Source organism: Pseudoalteromonas sp. Angola-30, from assembly GCF_028599215.1.
Classification (GTDB): domain Bacteria; phylum Pseudomonadota; class Gammaproteobacteria; order Enterobacterales; family Alteromonadaceae; genus Pseudoalteromonas; species Pseudoalteromonas atlantica.
The window spans coordinates 114,069-129,000 of sequence record NZ_JAQREI010000007.1; the positions used below are offsets into that span (position 1 = coordinate 114,069).

Annotated in this window: 11 protein-coding genes; 5 read left to right on the forward strand and 6 right to left on the reverse strand. The window is 39.1% G+C overall.

The features are described from left to right. Positions 1–141 precede the first annotated feature (141 nt). From PSH54_RS11145 to PSH54_RS11165, 5 genes are all read right to left on the reverse strand, one after another. The gene (locus PSH54_RS11145) at positions 142–1,830 is read right to left on the reverse strand and encodes a hypothetical protein (RefSeq protein ID WP_273606151.1); all 1,689 of its coding nucleotides are present in this window, start codon (positions 1,828–1,830) and stop codon (positions 142–144) included. 6 nt (positions 1,831–1,836) lie between these two features. Beyond that, positions 1,837–2,223, reverse strand: coding sequence for a DUF3192 domain-containing protein (locus PSH54_RS11150; protein WP_004586398.1), 387 nt, complete (start codon positions 2,221–2,223; stop codon positions 1,837–1,839). 69 nt (positions 2,224–2,292) lie between these two features. Then, positions 2,293–3,066 (reverse strand): flap endonuclease Xni, encoded by a 774-nt coding sequence (xni, locus tag PSH54_RS11155; protein WP_054981930.1) that lies wholly within the window; start codon positions 3,064–3,066, stop codon positions 2,293–2,295. 10 nt (positions 3,067–3,076) lie between these two features. Next, positions 3,077–4,420: a nucleotide 5'-monophosphate nucleosidase PpnN gene (gene ppnN / locus PSH54_RS11160; protein ID WP_004586396.1), complete on the reverse strand. Its 1,344-nt coding sequence runs from the start codon at positions 4,418–4,420 to the stop codon at positions 3,077–3,079. A 79-nt stretch (positions 4,421–4,499) separates the two neighbouring features. Then, entirely contained in the window at positions 4,500–6,035 is a 1,536-nt protein-coding gene (locus PSH54_RS11165; protein ID WP_273606152.1) for a GGDEF domain-containing protein, read from the reverse strand. Between the two features lie 203 nt (positions 6,036–6,238). On the opposite strand from PSH54_RS11165, the gene PSH54_RS11170 reads away from it, so the two are divergent. The 5 genes from PSH54_RS11170 (at position 6,239) to PSH54_RS11190 (ending at position 14,085) form a co-directional block, all read left to right on the forward strand. Next, complete coding sequence (locus PSH54_RS11170; protein ID WP_273606153.1) at positions 6,239–8,029, forward strand: M61 family metallopeptidase; 1,791 nt, start codon at positions 6,239–6,241, stop codon at positions 8,027–8,029. A 143-nt stretch (positions 8,030–8,172) separates the two neighbouring features. Then, positions 8,173–10,245, forward strand: coding sequence for a sensor domain-containing protein (locus PSH54_RS11175; protein ID WP_273606154.1), 2,073 nt, complete (start codon positions 8,173–8,175; stop codon positions 10,243–10,245). A 314-nt stretch (positions 10,246–10,559) separates the two neighbouring features. Beyond that, a complete protein-coding gene (locus tag PSH54_RS11180; protein WP_024031738.1) occupies positions 10,560–11,831 on the forward strand; it encodes an O-acetylhomoserine aminocarboxypropyltransferase/cysteine synthase family protein in 1,272 nt (423 codons plus the stop codon). 257 nt (positions 11,832–12,088) lie between these two features. Continuing rightward, positions 12,089–12,457: a BlaI/MecI/CopY family transcriptional regulator gene (locus PSH54_RS11185; RefSeq protein ID WP_029772957.1), complete on the forward strand. Its 369-nt coding sequence runs from the start codon at positions 12,089–12,091 to the stop codon at positions 12,455–12,457. A gap of 11 nt (positions 12,458–12,468) precedes the next feature. Then, a complete protein-coding gene (locus PSH54_RS11190; RefSeq protein WP_273606155.1) occupies positions 12,469–14,085 on the forward strand; it encodes a M56 family metallopeptidase in 1,617 nt (538 codons plus the stop codon). Here PSH54_RS11190 and PSH54_RS11195 read toward each other — a convergent pair. Next, complete coding sequence (locus tag PSH54_RS11195) at positions 14,080–14,877, reverse strand: glycosyltransferase family 25 protein (protein ID WP_273606156.1); 798 nt, start codon at positions 14,875–14,877, stop codon at positions 14,080–14,082. The two genes, PSH54_RS11190 and PSH54_RS11195, sit on opposite strands and share 6 nt — an antisense overlap. Positions 14,878–14,932 lie beyond the last annotated feature (55 nt).

Genomic DNA, 14,932 nt, shown 5'->3' on the forward strand with positions numbered 1-14,932 from the left:
AATAGTAACTGCTTGTTAGGTCATTTATGTGACGTATGTGGATATATTTTGAGGGCGCATTTATACCAACTTATCGCCCATTTTGCCAGTTTATACTATAAATACAGGGTATAACCTGTGTTTATAGTCAGCATAAGTGACTTAAATGCTGTTATATAGCGATAAGCCTTGCAGTTGCGCAAAAAAATCATCCTCAGATTTAAAGCCTTGTGCTTTTAGCTGTGCATTTAAAGTTTGTTTTTGCCAAGGCGTTAAAGGCAGAGCGGGTTTAAAAATAGTTTGCGCCACGACCTTTAAACTAATCCATAATTTGTGCTGCTCGTTTAGCTCTTTTTTAGGTTGTTGTTCAGCATCGAGTAGGGGCTTAGTCCATGGATTATCACTCAGTAGTTGTGTTAATTCTGTATTTAAATGTTCATTATTAATCGCTTCCACCCCAAAAAAGGCTGCTAATGGGGCACTATAAGTTTGGTTAGGCACGCTACTTATGGTTACTTTTGCACAGAGCTGTGCACTGCAATGGGTTAATAAATAATGTACGTAACCATAGATGGGCAAGGCTATATGTTCAAATTGCTGTTTTGGGTTATTACTTACCATTAAAGCTAAAATACTAATAAAGCTATTAAGTTTATTCAGTACGATGTGTTTGTGCGGATGATGTGATGTATCCACTAATTGCTCAAATATAACCCGCTGAATAATCGCCGGTGCATTATCGTAGCCGACCATCGACAAGCTATGGCGTAAGTCTTTGGCGGCTTGGTGCTGATTGTTATAGGGCCTGACGGCTTGGCAGAGCTTCTGTGTTATTTCACTAAAAGGGGCCAGTAACTTATCTAAGCCTTTAAAACTATATTCATGCGCTACTTTTATATGACTCACTAACGCTATTAATTCGGCCTTTGAGCTTATCTGCGCCGGGGCCTTACGTACCAGGTGCTCATTGTTCCAGGCTAAAAATAATACCCGTTTATCAGTACATAGCCATTGCAGTGGTTGATCTTTAAGTGAGGTTTTAACCTTGTACCACGCCAGTTTTTTCTCATTATTGGCATTAATAAGTATATGCTTATTAGCCTCATCACTTGCTAAATAAACCATTGCTTGGTCGCTGTAAACAATTTTACTGCCTGGTAGGTGTGGGCCTATATGCGCTATTAAATCCTTGATTAACCTTTGCGCAAATGGGTTAGCTGTTTTGACATACAATTCACCCAAAGCTTTGTAAAAATTTAATGGGTTCTTTTTCGATGTATAGGTTATGTTCATCGCGATAATATTACTTAATGCACACAAGGTTATGGCATTGTCATATAGCATTATGTCGCTAGTGCTTAGTAACGCTTGCTTATACTTATTTAGTTTAGCCAACATACGCACGCTATTTTGAGTAGGGTGCTGTGCACTGAGCAACACTTTTGCTGCTAGCTGATGGCGAAAACGCCATATTTTTTTATCGCTGAGTGTAAGCATTTGCTGCTGCGCAATTTTATTATGCTGCGCTACAACGCAGCAATGCTCTACCAATGCAACACCAATATAAAGCTCGGTTAGTTCGTCATCAAATTGCTGGCTAGCGCACAGTGCTGTGCTAATAACACATTGGTTAATAACGAGGTTTGTAGCAAAGTCGTAATGGCTGGTGTACAAGCTTAAACGCGCTTGTAAAGCGTGCGGGTGTTGCTGATACAAAACGCGATAGTGCTGGGCTGTTTGTACAGCAAGCGGATAAAGATGTTGCCACTGCGTTTTGTCACTATAAATTGTTAGTATTTGATGTGTGTTATGCAGTAACCGCACTAACTGTTTTGAAATAGGCTCATCCATTGGCCATCACCTGATCTTTTCCTGATAAGTTGTATAGGCGCTGGGGCCCCATAAAAATAACTCACCATTTTTAAATAATAAGCCGGTGCATTCATCCATCGTAGTTATGCCATCTGAAGTTTGGTGCTGAGTACGGTAAAAAACAATCTGCCATACTTGGTCTTTATTACGTTTGGCATAGGTTAAATCGGGGCTTCCTAAATAATCGAGTACACTGTTTAAGGTAACCGCCTCATCAATTGACAGCTTTCTTATGTAGCGCTCGTTAAAGGCCTCACGGTCTTGCCAAATCATTGCTTGCGGGTCATCTTTATAAAAGGTGATCACTAAAGTCGCAATGAGTGCATACAAGCCTAAACCTAATATTAAGTACCTTATAAACTTTTTAATCATTTTTAACTCACACTCGCAACAATACAGTGAGTATATGTTGTGCGCTTAAACAGTGCTATCAACATGCGACTAATGCAACCTTAACTGCTTTAAACTAAAACCTAGCTGTATATCTGTACGCAAAGTGACTAATTGTTTAGAAATAACATACATGTCTTTTTGCTCAACTAGCTTTTTTTGAATACTGCTTGATAGGGCATCATCTTCTATGGCGCTATCTATGCTTTCGTAGGTATTTACAATAAGCTGAGCCGATTTAGTCCCTATGCCTTTAACGCCGGGTACATCGTTAGTTTTATCGCCCGCTAAGGCCCAAAAATCAATAAGTTTACTTTGCTCAATACCAAAGCGCTGCTCAATGCTGTCGCAATCTAGGTAGCTCTTTTTAAAATAATCGTACACACAAATATAGTCGTTCAAAAAAGGTAAAAAACCCTTATCGGTAGAAACAATGGTACTGTTTATCTTATTTTTTGCAGCTTTGTCGGCTAAGGTGGCTATGATATCGTCGGCTTCATCGTTAAGCGGTTCAAATACAACGATACCCGTTTGCTCTATAGCTTCTTTAAAGTTGTGCAGCGCATTTTTAAGCGTGTCGGGCATGGGGGCCCTAGAGTGTTTATATTGCTTATAAAAGTGGTAGCGCCAGCTTTTGTCGCCATCAAAAACAGCTATAGCGTGAGTGGCATTTGTTGACTGTAAAAGCTTTTTGCAAGCATGTGCTACGCGCGCGCAACTGGCCTTTAGCATCTGCTCTTCACTATGGTGTGTTTGGTTAGCGTCAACTGCGTAAATGCGCCTAATTAAATTAAGCGCATCAATTAAAAGTAAATGGGGTTTCAAATAGTCAAACTCATGCTTTTATTTCATAACAAGGGATATACTTACTACCGGGTAACTTCATACGACCTTGGTCTACAAAGGCTTGTAATAGTTTATCCATATCTTTCATTAAATCAGGCTCACCACTTAACACATAGGGTCCATGTGCTTTTATAGCGCGCAGGCCTTCATCTTTGACATTGCCAGCAACAATCCCCGAAAACGCTCTACGTAGGTTAGCCGCTAATTGCTGCTTGGGCTGTTCTAGGTGCAAATCTAAACTTGCCATGTTTTCGTGCGTAGGTGCAAAAGGTTGCTGAAAATCGTTATCGATTTTAAGTGTCCAGTTAAAGTAGTAGGCATCGCCTTGGCTTTTACGATAATTACGTACATTTGCCATAGCTGATTTTAATTTTTGCCCTACTAGCGCTGGATCATCAATGATTACTTCAAACTTATCAAGAGCTTCTTTGCCTAATGTCAGCTCTACAAACTTACATAACTCGCTAAAGTACGCTTCGCTTTCTTTAGGGCCGGTTAAAATAACAGGCAAACATTGTTTTTCGTTATCTGGGTGCAGCAAAATACCTAATAAATAAAGTAATTCTTCTGCAGTACCGGCACCACCTGGAAATATAATAATTGCATGCGCCGTTCTAATAAATGCTTCAAGGCGCTTTTCAATGTCGGGTAAAATTACCAGCTCATTTACAATAGGGTTTGGTGGCTCTGCGGCAATTATACTAGGCTCGGTTAAACCAAGATAACGGTTTTCACTAATACGTTGTTTAGCATGGCCAATAGTGGCACCTTTCATCGGGCCTTTCATTGCCCCCGGGCCGCAGCCAGTGCATATATTTAAACCACGTAAGCCAAGCTCGTAACCTACTTGTTTTGTATATTTATATTCTATTTCGTTAATTGAATGCCCACCCCAACACACAATCATATTTGGTTCGCTGTTAACGCGCAGCGCCCCGGCGTTTCTAAGCATATCAAATACCATGTGGGTAATGGCTTTTTGTTCTTTAAGATCTTTTTCGTATTTTTGGCAAATAAATAAAATATCGCGGATCACCGAAAAAATATGCTCGTGAATACCGGTAATTATTTCGCCATCAACAAAGGCGGTTTCGGGAGGGTTTTCTAATTCAATTTTAATGCCGCGCTCGCGACTGACTAAACGAATATCAAAGTCTTGGTATTTGTCGTAAATTTCATTACTTGCGTCTGTGTGGCTGCCTACGTTAAGGACGGCTAAGGCACAGTTTCTAAAAAGTCGATAACGTTCACTGGCTGAAGATTGCTCTAATAAATCAACTTCCAATTGTGACAGTAAATCTAAAACCCCAGTCGGGTTTAACTGTATTAACATCGGCATTCTCCTTGCTGCTTAAAATGTAAAAACTGCATGTCATCTACTTTAGCACTCAAACTAATTGAGAATTATGACATTATTTACTCATACAAAGGCGATCCCGACCCGTTTTCTTTGCTTCATAGAGGGCGTCATCTGCTCTGTCGAATGCTTTGAGCGGTGTATCGCCTTTTTTAAATTGTGTAGCGCCTAACGAAATGGTGATTTCTATTTCTTTTTCTCTAAATTTAAAAGGAATATTTTTTATCACTTTTCTAAGTTTTTCAAGCGGCTGCGCTGCGTTTAACAACGAAAGCCCAGGCATTAGTAATACAAACTCTTCTCCGCCGTAGCGGGCTATAAAATCAGACTGCCTCACTGATCTTTGCAGCGCTTTTGCAATAACTTGTAAAGTTATATCGCCTGCAGTATGACCAAATCTATCATTAATTGACTTAAAGTGATCCACATCAATAACCACTAGGGTAACATCCGAGGCTTGGACATTAAATAAGTGAAGCTCGTGATTGTAACGTTCATCAAAAGCCGCTCTATTAGGAAGTTTTGTAAGGCTGTCGAGTAAACTTTTAAAGCGTTGCTCGTTTAGGCGTTTTTTATATTTAGTTAGTTTGCCTTCTAAGCTGCCAATTCGCTCGTTAATTTCATCAAAACTGGCAATCAGCGTTTCGCGGTCTTTTCTTTCTAGCTGCTCTTTAGCTATAAAGTCTTTGCTGAGGGATTTTAGCTCGTTATCAACTAATTCTTTTAAAGAGGAAATAGACGTAGCAGATTGGGTTTGCTCGTTTAAATGCTTTATTTTTCCTTCAATATGTTTATTTAGTGTATCGAACTCTTCACCCATTGATTTAGAGTGCTGGCTGGTAGAAACAATTGATGAGTGCAACTCTTCTAATGTTTGGTTAAGCGAGACTAAAAAGCTTTGTGCCGATTGGCGCTCTTTACTGATATTTTTGACCACGACGCTTATTATATTTAAAGCAGCTTGCAACAGTGCTTCTAAATTATCGTTTTCGGTAATTGTATTTTTTATTTGTTTAATTTGTTCAGTCGATTCATCCTCTAATACCAGCTCATTTGCAAGCTCTAACAGCTTTTTAGCCATACGAGGAGAAGCATTGGTACTTGTTTCATCCGTGGTTGAAAGCTTGCTATGCAAAGCATGGTGATAAAAGTTAATAAGCTGATTTAATATCGGGATGTAGTCATGCGTTGACTGTACATTATTAATTTCGTGGTCGAGTAAATGTCTTAAAGTGCGACGGGTATCATCTGGTAAGACTTTGGTTTTTTGTAAAAGCTTACCGGCTGTTTGTACGCTCGAAAACAGCTCTCGCTGATGGGCTGTTTGTAACGCCTCTTGATTTTGCAGTAACAATAAAATGTCATCTATTAAAGGGGATAATATTTCAAACCCGACACCTTTATTTAGCGAACTTCTAAATTTGGCGAGTTTATTATCAAGCTCAATATCAAGCCCTTTACAGCTTAAAGACAGTTTTGCAGTTAGATTTGATAAAGTATCAACTTGGAGCTTACGCGCATTTTCAATGGCTATCCTTGCTTCAATTGCTTGCTTTAACTTTTTATCTACAGCGTTAGAGTTTTCAGACACCTAAGCATACCGCCATCGTATTAATTACATTACCTTCAGTTTACAACAAAATCATATTAAGTGTAGTTATCTAATTAAAAACTTAGCATTTTTACTTAGACCCTGCATGTAAACGGAGCTATTAGGTTGTTTGTCGTTTTTAATTCACTTTTAATTTATGCCTTGTTAGGCTTATTTCAAATAATAAGTAACCTTGAGTCATTATGAAAAAGTGTTTTGTCCTGTCAATGTTAGCGGCCTGTTGTGCAGCCCCTGCGTTAGCCGATGTAAATTATTCTTTAAGTATTACACAGCCACAACATCATTTAGGTAATGTAAGTGTAGAGTTTCCAAAGTCGGCGCAATCGCATATCGATGTTAAATTGCCTGCATGGCGTACTGGGCGCTACGAAATATTAAATTTAGCCAATGGGGTACGTTACTTTGCGGCCACAGACGACAATGGCAATGCATTAAAATGGGAAAAAATTAACCACAGCACATGGCGAGTGCACTTAGCTGAGCCAACACACGTGAATATTGATTACCAAGTATATGCAAACGAGTTAGGTAAACGTGCACGCCACATAGATGATAGCCATGCCTTTATTGATGCATCTGGTTTTTTTATGTTTAGTGAATCGTTTCGTCAAGAACCAGTTACCGTAGATTTAAAGGTGCCAAAAGCGTGGCGCTCTGTATCAGGTATGGAAAATGCGAGTAATAAACACAGTTTTAAAGCCGCAGATTACGATGTACTGGTAGACTCACCAATAGAGACAGGAATTAACAAACTTCATAAATTTGAAGTAGATGGCCGCCAATACGAGTTAGTTATATGGGGCGAAGGCAACTACGATGAGCAACTAATGCTTACTGATTTAAAAAAATTAGTGACCACAGGTAATGTTATTTGGGATAGCTACCCGTATGAGCGTTATGTATTTATGGTGCATGCTACATCGGGTGCTGGCGGGGCTACTGAGCATTTAAACTCAACCATTATACAGCGCCCACGGAATCGTTTTGGTAGCCGCGAAGACTACTTAGGCTTTATAAGTACCGCCGCGCATGAATTTATTCATACCTGGAATGTAAAAGCTTACCGCCCTAAAGGGCTGGCGCCTTATGATTACACCAACATGAACTACTCAAATTTATTATGGATTTCGGAAGGTTCTACTAGCTACTTTGAAGATCATCTATTAGTGCGCTCAGGCATAGAAACTACCGATGAGTTTTTTAAAGTGATGAGTAAAACGATTAATCGCCACTTACAAACACCAGGTCGAGAAGTACAAAGTGCCAGCGAAACAAGCTTTGATAAATGGATAAACCAAGGCGGCGACCACGCGCGTAATTACAGCACCAATATATATTTAGAAGGCTCATTGCTTTCTATGTTGTTAGATATACATTTACTAGAAACAACCCAGGCAAAAGTTAACTACCGCCAAGTACACAACGCTTTATACAACAAGCACACGTTACCACAAGGGTTTACTGAGCAAGATGTACTGGCAATATTAAAAGAGCTAACAGGTGAAGACTACACAACGTGGTGGCACGATAACGTGAGCACCCCAGCTAATATAGATTTTGATGCTTTATTAGGTAAAGTTGGCTTAAAGCTTACTCGCCCTGAGAGCGCTAAGCCATTAGCAAGCATTGATGCCACTGCAAAAAATAGCGGCGAGTTATTAACACTTACCCACGTTCGCAGAGGTGGAGCAGCATGGCAAGCGGGCCTCACAACAGATGATAAAATTGTGGCGGTTAACAAGCAGCATGTTGGAAAAGATTTAAAATCGAGCTTAGAAGTATTTAAAGCGGGTGAAAAAGTCACTATCGATTTTATTCGTCGCGATGCACTTCAATCAACAACCCTCGTTTTATCGCAAGATTATGATAAACCTAAAAAGGTGGTTGCTGATAAAAATGCTACTTTATCTCAACGCGCTTTATTTAAAGCATGGATGGGGGTAGAGCACCCAATTAATGTGCAAGCTGATTAACATAATAGCGTTTAATAAAAGGAGCTTTGGCTCCTTTTTTTATATCTTATGCAAAGGTATATCACCTAAAAACCAACCTAAAAGTGCTAATTTTAAAAGTACGTCCTATTATTGTGTTAATAACAACTCTAGGTTGCGTATAAATGAAGTCATTAAAAAGCATTCAGGCCCTCTCACATCAATTTGTGCTTAACGATCCGCTGCATCAGTTATTTGATGCGATACACAGTATTTCTGTGCAAGGATACGATGAGCAGCGCCGCGTTATTTATTGGAATAAAGGCAGTGAGCTGCTTTATGGCTATACAAAAGAGTACGCAACCGGAAAAAAACTAGAAGATTTAATTATCCCACCTCCAATGCAAGATGCGGTTATAGATGCTCATCGTGAGTGGCTCATAAACGATATCGAAATACCCGCGGCTGAGCTTACATTACAGCACCAAAATGGCAGCAATGTTACTGTGTTTTCAAGCCATGTTATGTTTACAAATCAGCATGGGGTAAAACAGATGTACTGCATCGACATAGACTTGAGCGATGTAAAACAAGCACAAGCGCAAGCTATGGATAAACAGCAGATGCTCGAAAAAGTATTTGAAGCCATTCCTGATTTGTACTTTTTACTCAAACCGGATGGCACTATAGTTGATTACCATGCAAATGATTTGAGCAACTTACATTTACAGCCTGAGCAATTTTTAAATAAATCGATGTTTAGCGTATTGCCCTATACTGTAGCCAAAATGTTTAAAGACAATATTCAAGAGCTGTTAATTCACAAAAGCAATGTATGTTTTGAATACGAACTTTTAGTACCTAAAGGCGTGTTGTATTTCGAAGCGCGAGTGAGTTATTTACATCATTCAGACCAAGTAATGGTGATAATTCGCGACATAACAGAGCAGCATGAGTCAAACAAACTTATACGTAAACAAGCCTATTACGATAGCTTAACGCTACTCCCTAATCGTTTTAATTCTTTAAAACGACTTACTCAGCTAATTAACACTGCGAGCGAAAAAAACACTTTAGCCGCTGTTATTTTTATCGACTTAGATGACTTTAAAAAAGTAAACGACACACTCGGGCATGAAATTGGCGATTCATTACTTATCAGCGCCGCTAATAAATTGAGCCAAATAGTTAATGAAAACGCGACCGTAGGCAGGTTGGGGGGCGATGAATTCATTATTTTACAACCAGAGCTACACAGTAAAAAACAGCTAGATGCGATTGTTACACGCTTACTTAAAAGCTTTAGAACCCCCTTTGAAATAGATGGCCGCGAATTGTTATTAACGTTAAGTATTGGCGTGGCTTTGTACCCTGATAATGGGGTAACAGCCTCTGATTTATTACGCCATGCAGACACAGCAATGTACCAAGCAAAAGCGCTTGGCAGAAACACCTACGCCTGCTTTACCAGCGAAATGAATACCGCCATAAAAAGGCGGTTAGCAATAGAAGAGCAGATGCATGTTGCTCTTGAAAAAAACGAATTTGAATTGTATTTCCAACCTAAATGCGATGCTAAAACACTTAAAATAATTGGGGCTGAGGCGCTATTACGCTGGAACAATAGTGTGCTTGGTAAGGTTATGCCCGATGAGTTTATTCCGTTAGCAGAGCAAACAGGTTTAATTATTCCTATTGGAAAGTTTGTTATTGAGCAGGCATTAGCATTTTTAACGCAGTGGCAGGCAAGCTCTCAACAAAACTACAGCATGGCAATTAATTTATCACCAAGCCAATTTAGAGATTCAGAGCTGCTAAGTTTTATAGTAAGCACGTTAGAAAAAACCGGAGTAAGTGCTAAAAATGTCGAGCTTGAAATAACCGAAGGCGTGTTAATGAGCGTACAAACCAATATTACAGAGTCATTGCATGCACTTAATAAGCTCGATATTAAACTATCTATGGATGACTTTGGCACAGGCTACTCATCGCTTAGCTATTTAAGGCAATATCCGTTTGAGGTATTAAAAATAGATCGCAGCTTTATTTGTGGTATTACCGAAAACCAAGAAGACTACAGCTTAGTTAAAGCCACAATTGCAATGTCGCATAGCTTAGGCTTAAGTGTGGTAGCTGAAGGCGTAGAAACATCAGCACAACAAAAATTATTAGCCGAGCTAAATTGCGATTTGATTCAAGGTTACTATTTTAGTAAACCGCTGCCTGCGCTACAGTTACTTGATTTTAAAGCGTTATAAGTACATTTATTATAAGTGTTAACCTAAAACCCATTGAGCTTTAAATAGCGTAAATTGAGCCGCCCACCGCATTTAGTATTTAAACCCTTAAGCCAAATAACGCTACGCATTAATATGATAGGCTTTACTGCTACTGCTTTGGTATTTAGATAAAACAAAACCTACGTAGTTAAATAAAACACCCACTAGATTGAGTAAAACTCATCCCGCAAACTTTAATACCCCTGACACTCATAATTCATTAATTTAATTCATGTGCATTTTATAAGCTAATGATGCTAGGTTTAATCATCACAATATTGAAGGAAATAATTATGAAACTAGAGTCATTAGCACTGCACCATGGTTACGAGTCTGAAGAAACCACTAAATCAGCAGCAGTGCCTATTTATAATACCTCATCTTACACGTTTGATAATACGCAGCATGGCGCTGATTTATTCGACTTAAAAGTACCAGGCAATATTTATACCCGCATAATGAACCCAACCAATGCCGTACTTGAACAGCGTATTGCTGCAATGGAAGGGGGCATTGGCGCGCTAGCGGTAGCCTCGGGCATGGCAGCTATTACCTATGCTATTCAATGCTTGTGTGAAGTAGGCACTAATATTGTGAGCACCAGCCAAGTATATGGCGGTACATATAACTTATTTGCTCATACGTTACCGCGCCAAGGTATTGAAGCACGCATGATTAAGGCTGATGATTTTAGCGCCTTTGAAGACGCGATTGATGATAATACCCGCGCAGTATTTTGTGAGTCCATTGGTAACCCGGCAGGTAATATTGTCGATATTGAGCGTTTAGCTAACATTGCTCATAGTAAAGGGGTACCACTTATTGTTGATAATACCGTTGCGACCCCGTATTTATGCCGCCCATTTGAGTTAGGTGCCGATATAGTGGTTCATTCACTGACAAAGTATATAAACGGACACGGTACAGCTATTGGCGGTATGATTGTTGATTCAGGTAAATTTGATTGGAAAGCCAATGCCACACGCTTTGCAATGATGAACGAGCCCGATCCGTCGTATCACAATGTGGTCTATACCGATGCCTTTGCAGAAGCAGCCTTTATTGGTCGTTGTAGAGTAGTGCCACTTAGAAATACCGGTGCAGCACTTGCGCCCAAAAACGCATCTGACATTTTAATTGGCCTAGAAACCTTAGGTTTACGAATGGATCGTCACTGCGAAAACGCGCAGCAACTGGCTGAATACTTAGAAAATCACCCTAAAGTACTTTGGGTTAACTACGCTGGTTTAACATCAAGCCCATATAATGCAATGAGCCAAAAAATCACCAGTGGTAAAGCCTCAGGCATTTTAAGCTTTGGTATCGCGGGCGGCCTTGAAGCAGGCACGCGCTTTATTGATGCGCTTAATATGATCTTGCGTTTAGTTAATATTGGCGATGCTAAATCGCTGGCTTGTCACCCAGCGTCAACTACACACCGCCAATTAAATGATGAAGAGCTTGCAAACGCAGGTGTGAGCCGTGATTTAATTCGCCTATCAGTCGGTATTGAAAACATTGCTGACATAATTGCCGATGTAAGCCAAGCGCTCGATAAAGCATAGTTACCTCACTACCTTTCATAAAAAGCTTAAAACATAAAAAGCGTTAGTTGAAAATATACTCTCGTTTTTTATGTTTTACTAAAATCAATTAATAATTGTACCTTCTTGTTTTATAAGTCTTTATCTTAAAGCCTTCCTGAGACTTTTATATTCCTACCGTTTATTTTTTATTCATATAACAACTTTGTATTGACACTAAGATTTCTTACTACTACATTTGTAACAGTACCACTACAAGTGTAGTAATAGGATCGACAATGAAACTTAGTGATTTTGAAATGGATATTATGCAGCTGCTCTGGCAGGAAGAACCTTGTACTGCGAGTCAACTACATAAAGTGCTTTTAGCTGATAAACAAGTAGCCTATACAACAGTCAAAACTATTGTAGATAGGTTAGAACATAAAGGAGCGATTGAGCGCTGTGGACATGAAGGGCGAGCCATTGTTTTTAGAACAATCGTGACTCAAGACGCGTTATCGGAGCAAGCTATGCCTAGTTTTATGCAACGATTTTTTAAAGGTAATTCTCGTAGTTTAATTGCCCACTTTATCAAAGAAGAAAAGCTAAATGATGAAGATATAGAATACTTACAAACGCTTTTAAAAAATAAGAAGTTAGATTAAAGGAGAGGGTAATGACGGATTATTTACTAACTTGCACGCTTATTAGCTTATGTATTTTACTTACAGTAAAAGGATTAAAAAATGCCCCTGCACGATTAAACTTTTACATGTTAATGATTGCCTTGGCATGTTGGTTTGTCCCTTGGCAGTACTTTTCCCAGCTACCGTTATTTGAAGGGGCAAATCGTTACACATTCAACGTGGCGCAATTGATTCCCGATGTTAAAGCATTAATACCAAACGCTGAACAAGTAGTAATTAAGGATGAATTACAAAGCGATATGAGTATATGGGACTTATTGCCATCACTTAGTATTGTTTTTATGGTTCTAGTTTTAGCTGGTTTTGGATTGTTTTTATTACGCATGGGCTTATATGTAAAGCTTATAAAAAATTTATACATTAACTCAAAGCCAAGTCCTGAACTTAAACACATCAACAATCAGTATTCAATTAGACTAACAACCCATACAGAGCCCGCTTTTGCTACAGGATTAATAAAGCCTGTTATTTGGTTAGAGTCTACGATGGTAAATCGTAAAGAATTAGATTCAGTCATTCAGCACGAGGTAACCCATTTACAACAAGGTGATATTTATTGGACGTGGCTTATTTGTTTTATAGAAAGCGTTTTTTGGTGGAATCCTATTTGCTTAAAGTTAACTGGTTTAGCAAGAGAGCAACTCGAACTTAGCTGTGATGAGTTGTGTATGCAAAAGCTAAAAGGTAAATACCAATTAGATTTAGCCAGTTTATTGCTACAAGAGCAAAGTGCTAAAAGCTCACCTAACTTTTTTACCCCCCCACTTTTGAATATTGCTCAGTCTAAGAGTTTTAATATTCAGAGGATCAAAATGTTAAACAAGGAAAAAACAATGAAAAGTAAATATTTGGTTATGGTTGCGGCGGCAATGTCTTTTAGTGCTTTAGCTGCAGCTCAAATTGTAGATGGTAGCTCAGATAACAAGCAGAAAAGTAATAATACGTCTCAGGCTCCTGTTAAAAGTGAAGAATATAATCAACAACTTGCACAGCTTCTTAAAAGTGCAGCAGGGGCAAAAAGTGACAACCCTGAACTGTTAAACCAAGTTGCGCAAGGCATACAACAATGGCACTTAAATAGAGATAAACTTGCTGGCTTTGAAGAAGCTGAAATTAAACTACAAAGCTTTAGGCTGCTAGATCATGTTTACTCTAAACTTGAGCAATATGAAGATATACTGAGTGCTTACGAAAAATGGTATGAGCCTGGTAGTAACCCGCCTTACTTTTTAAAAAATTCACTAGCAACCGCGTATATACAACTAGGGCGTTATGAGCTTGCAGTTGTAGAACTTGAAGATTTATCAAAACAGCTTGAAGGGAAACTACATGTTGGCTCTGCTGATAACTTAGCACTGGCATACATTTACCTTGCTGATTACGATAAGGCATTAAAAACCCTAGAGCAGGTTGATGCAAAAGATGATGTATACGGAAATATCCTTAAATACTATGTTTATGATAAACAAAATAACCGCAAAAAAATGAACGAAATCAAAAGTAAAATTCCAGAAGCATTTGCAGTTACCCCCGCATTATTACCACAAACGGGCATACCAGGTTCTCAACTTTTAAGGATGTTATAAGCGTTGAGTAATTAAACTTGGAGCCTTTGAGGCTCCTTTTTCATTCTGTTTAAAATTTTTTACAAAGGCGCTTGTATAAACCTTATTAAAAATACAGCTTTTAATTTGTTGTGCTTTACGCCGCAAAAAAGCTTTTTTAACCTTGGTTTTAGGAGCGCAAGTTGCAATATCGCTCTGTATGTCTGTATTTTGCGAAACAGGGTATGGCATAAGCGAAAAACCATTTACGTGGGTTTCCCAAATATGTTGTAAATCGCAATCTACAGGGCGGCCAAATTGAGCTGTGGCTTTAAGTAATTGCTTAGCCCCTTCATAGCTTATTGCCGTAGCACAACAGCCAGTCATTAGCTTTTTATGTATGACTAATTGCTGGTGGTTATTTAGGTTTTGCTGATAGGCAATAGGGCGAGTGCGGTTTTCATAAGCGGCGAGTTTAATAAGCTGCCAGGGCTGCTGTAGCTGCTCAATATTTTTTATCGCATTATGAATGCTCTCATCAATATAAAAGTCATCTTCGAGCACAATCGCGTAATCTAGTTTTTCATCAACTATTTTTTGCCATGCTTTACGGTGGCTTAAATAGCAGCCGATTTGACCATTGCTAAGCGGATAGTGATACTGCTGTTTATTCAATTGCGGGCTGTAATGTAGGAACTTTTGTTGTGTACTCAATTGTGCGCCATCTACGGCATCAATCCGTTCAAATGGCAAGTTAACACGTGCCAGTTGCGTTTGAGTATTTGCGAGTCGCTGCGCGGAGCGCGCTAAGTTTATTACAAATAATGCTGCCATGATGTTCACCCCCTACCGTTTTTAGCAATACTAAAGGGGGGCTGTTACACGCAAG

Excerpts from the sequence above, each read along its gene's own strand:
- ppnN (WP_004586396.1), bottom strand. The coding sequence starts at position 4,420 with ATGTTAATACAGTTAAACCCGACTGGGGTTTTAGATTTACTGTCACAA.
- PSH54_RS11190 (WP_273606155.1), top strand. The coding sequence starts at position 12,469 with ATGACGGATTATTTACTAACTTGCACGCTTATTAGCTTATGTATTTTA.
- PSH54_RS11150 (WP_004586398.1), bottom strand. The coding sequence starts at position 2,223 with ATGATTAAAAAGTTTATAAGGTACTTAATATTAGGTTTAGGCTTGTAT.
- PSH54_RS11170 (WP_273606153.1), top strand. The coding sequence starts at position 6,239 with ATGAAAAAGTGTTTTGTCCTGTCAATGTTAGCGGCCTGTTGTGCAGCC.
- PSH54_RS11175 (WP_273606154.1), top strand. The coding sequence starts at position 8,173 with ATGAAGTCATTAAAAAGCATTCAGGCCCTCTCACATCAATTTGTGCTT.
- PSH54_RS11195 (WP_273606156.1), bottom strand. The coding sequence starts at position 14,877 with ATGGCAGCATTATTTGTAATAAACTTAGCGCGCTCCGCGCAGCGACTC.
- PSH54_RS11185 (WP_029772957.1), top strand. The coding sequence starts at position 12,089 with ATGAAACTTAGTGATTTTGAAATGGATATTATGCAGCTGCTCTGGCAG.
- PSH54_RS11145 (WP_273606151.1), bottom strand. The coding sequence starts at position 1,830 with ATGGATGAGCCTATTTCAAAACAGTTAGTGCGGTTACTGCATAACACA.
- PSH54_RS11180 (WP_024031738.1), top strand. The coding sequence starts at position 10,560 with ATGAAACTAGAGTCATTAGCACTGCACCATGGTTACGAGTCTGAAGAA.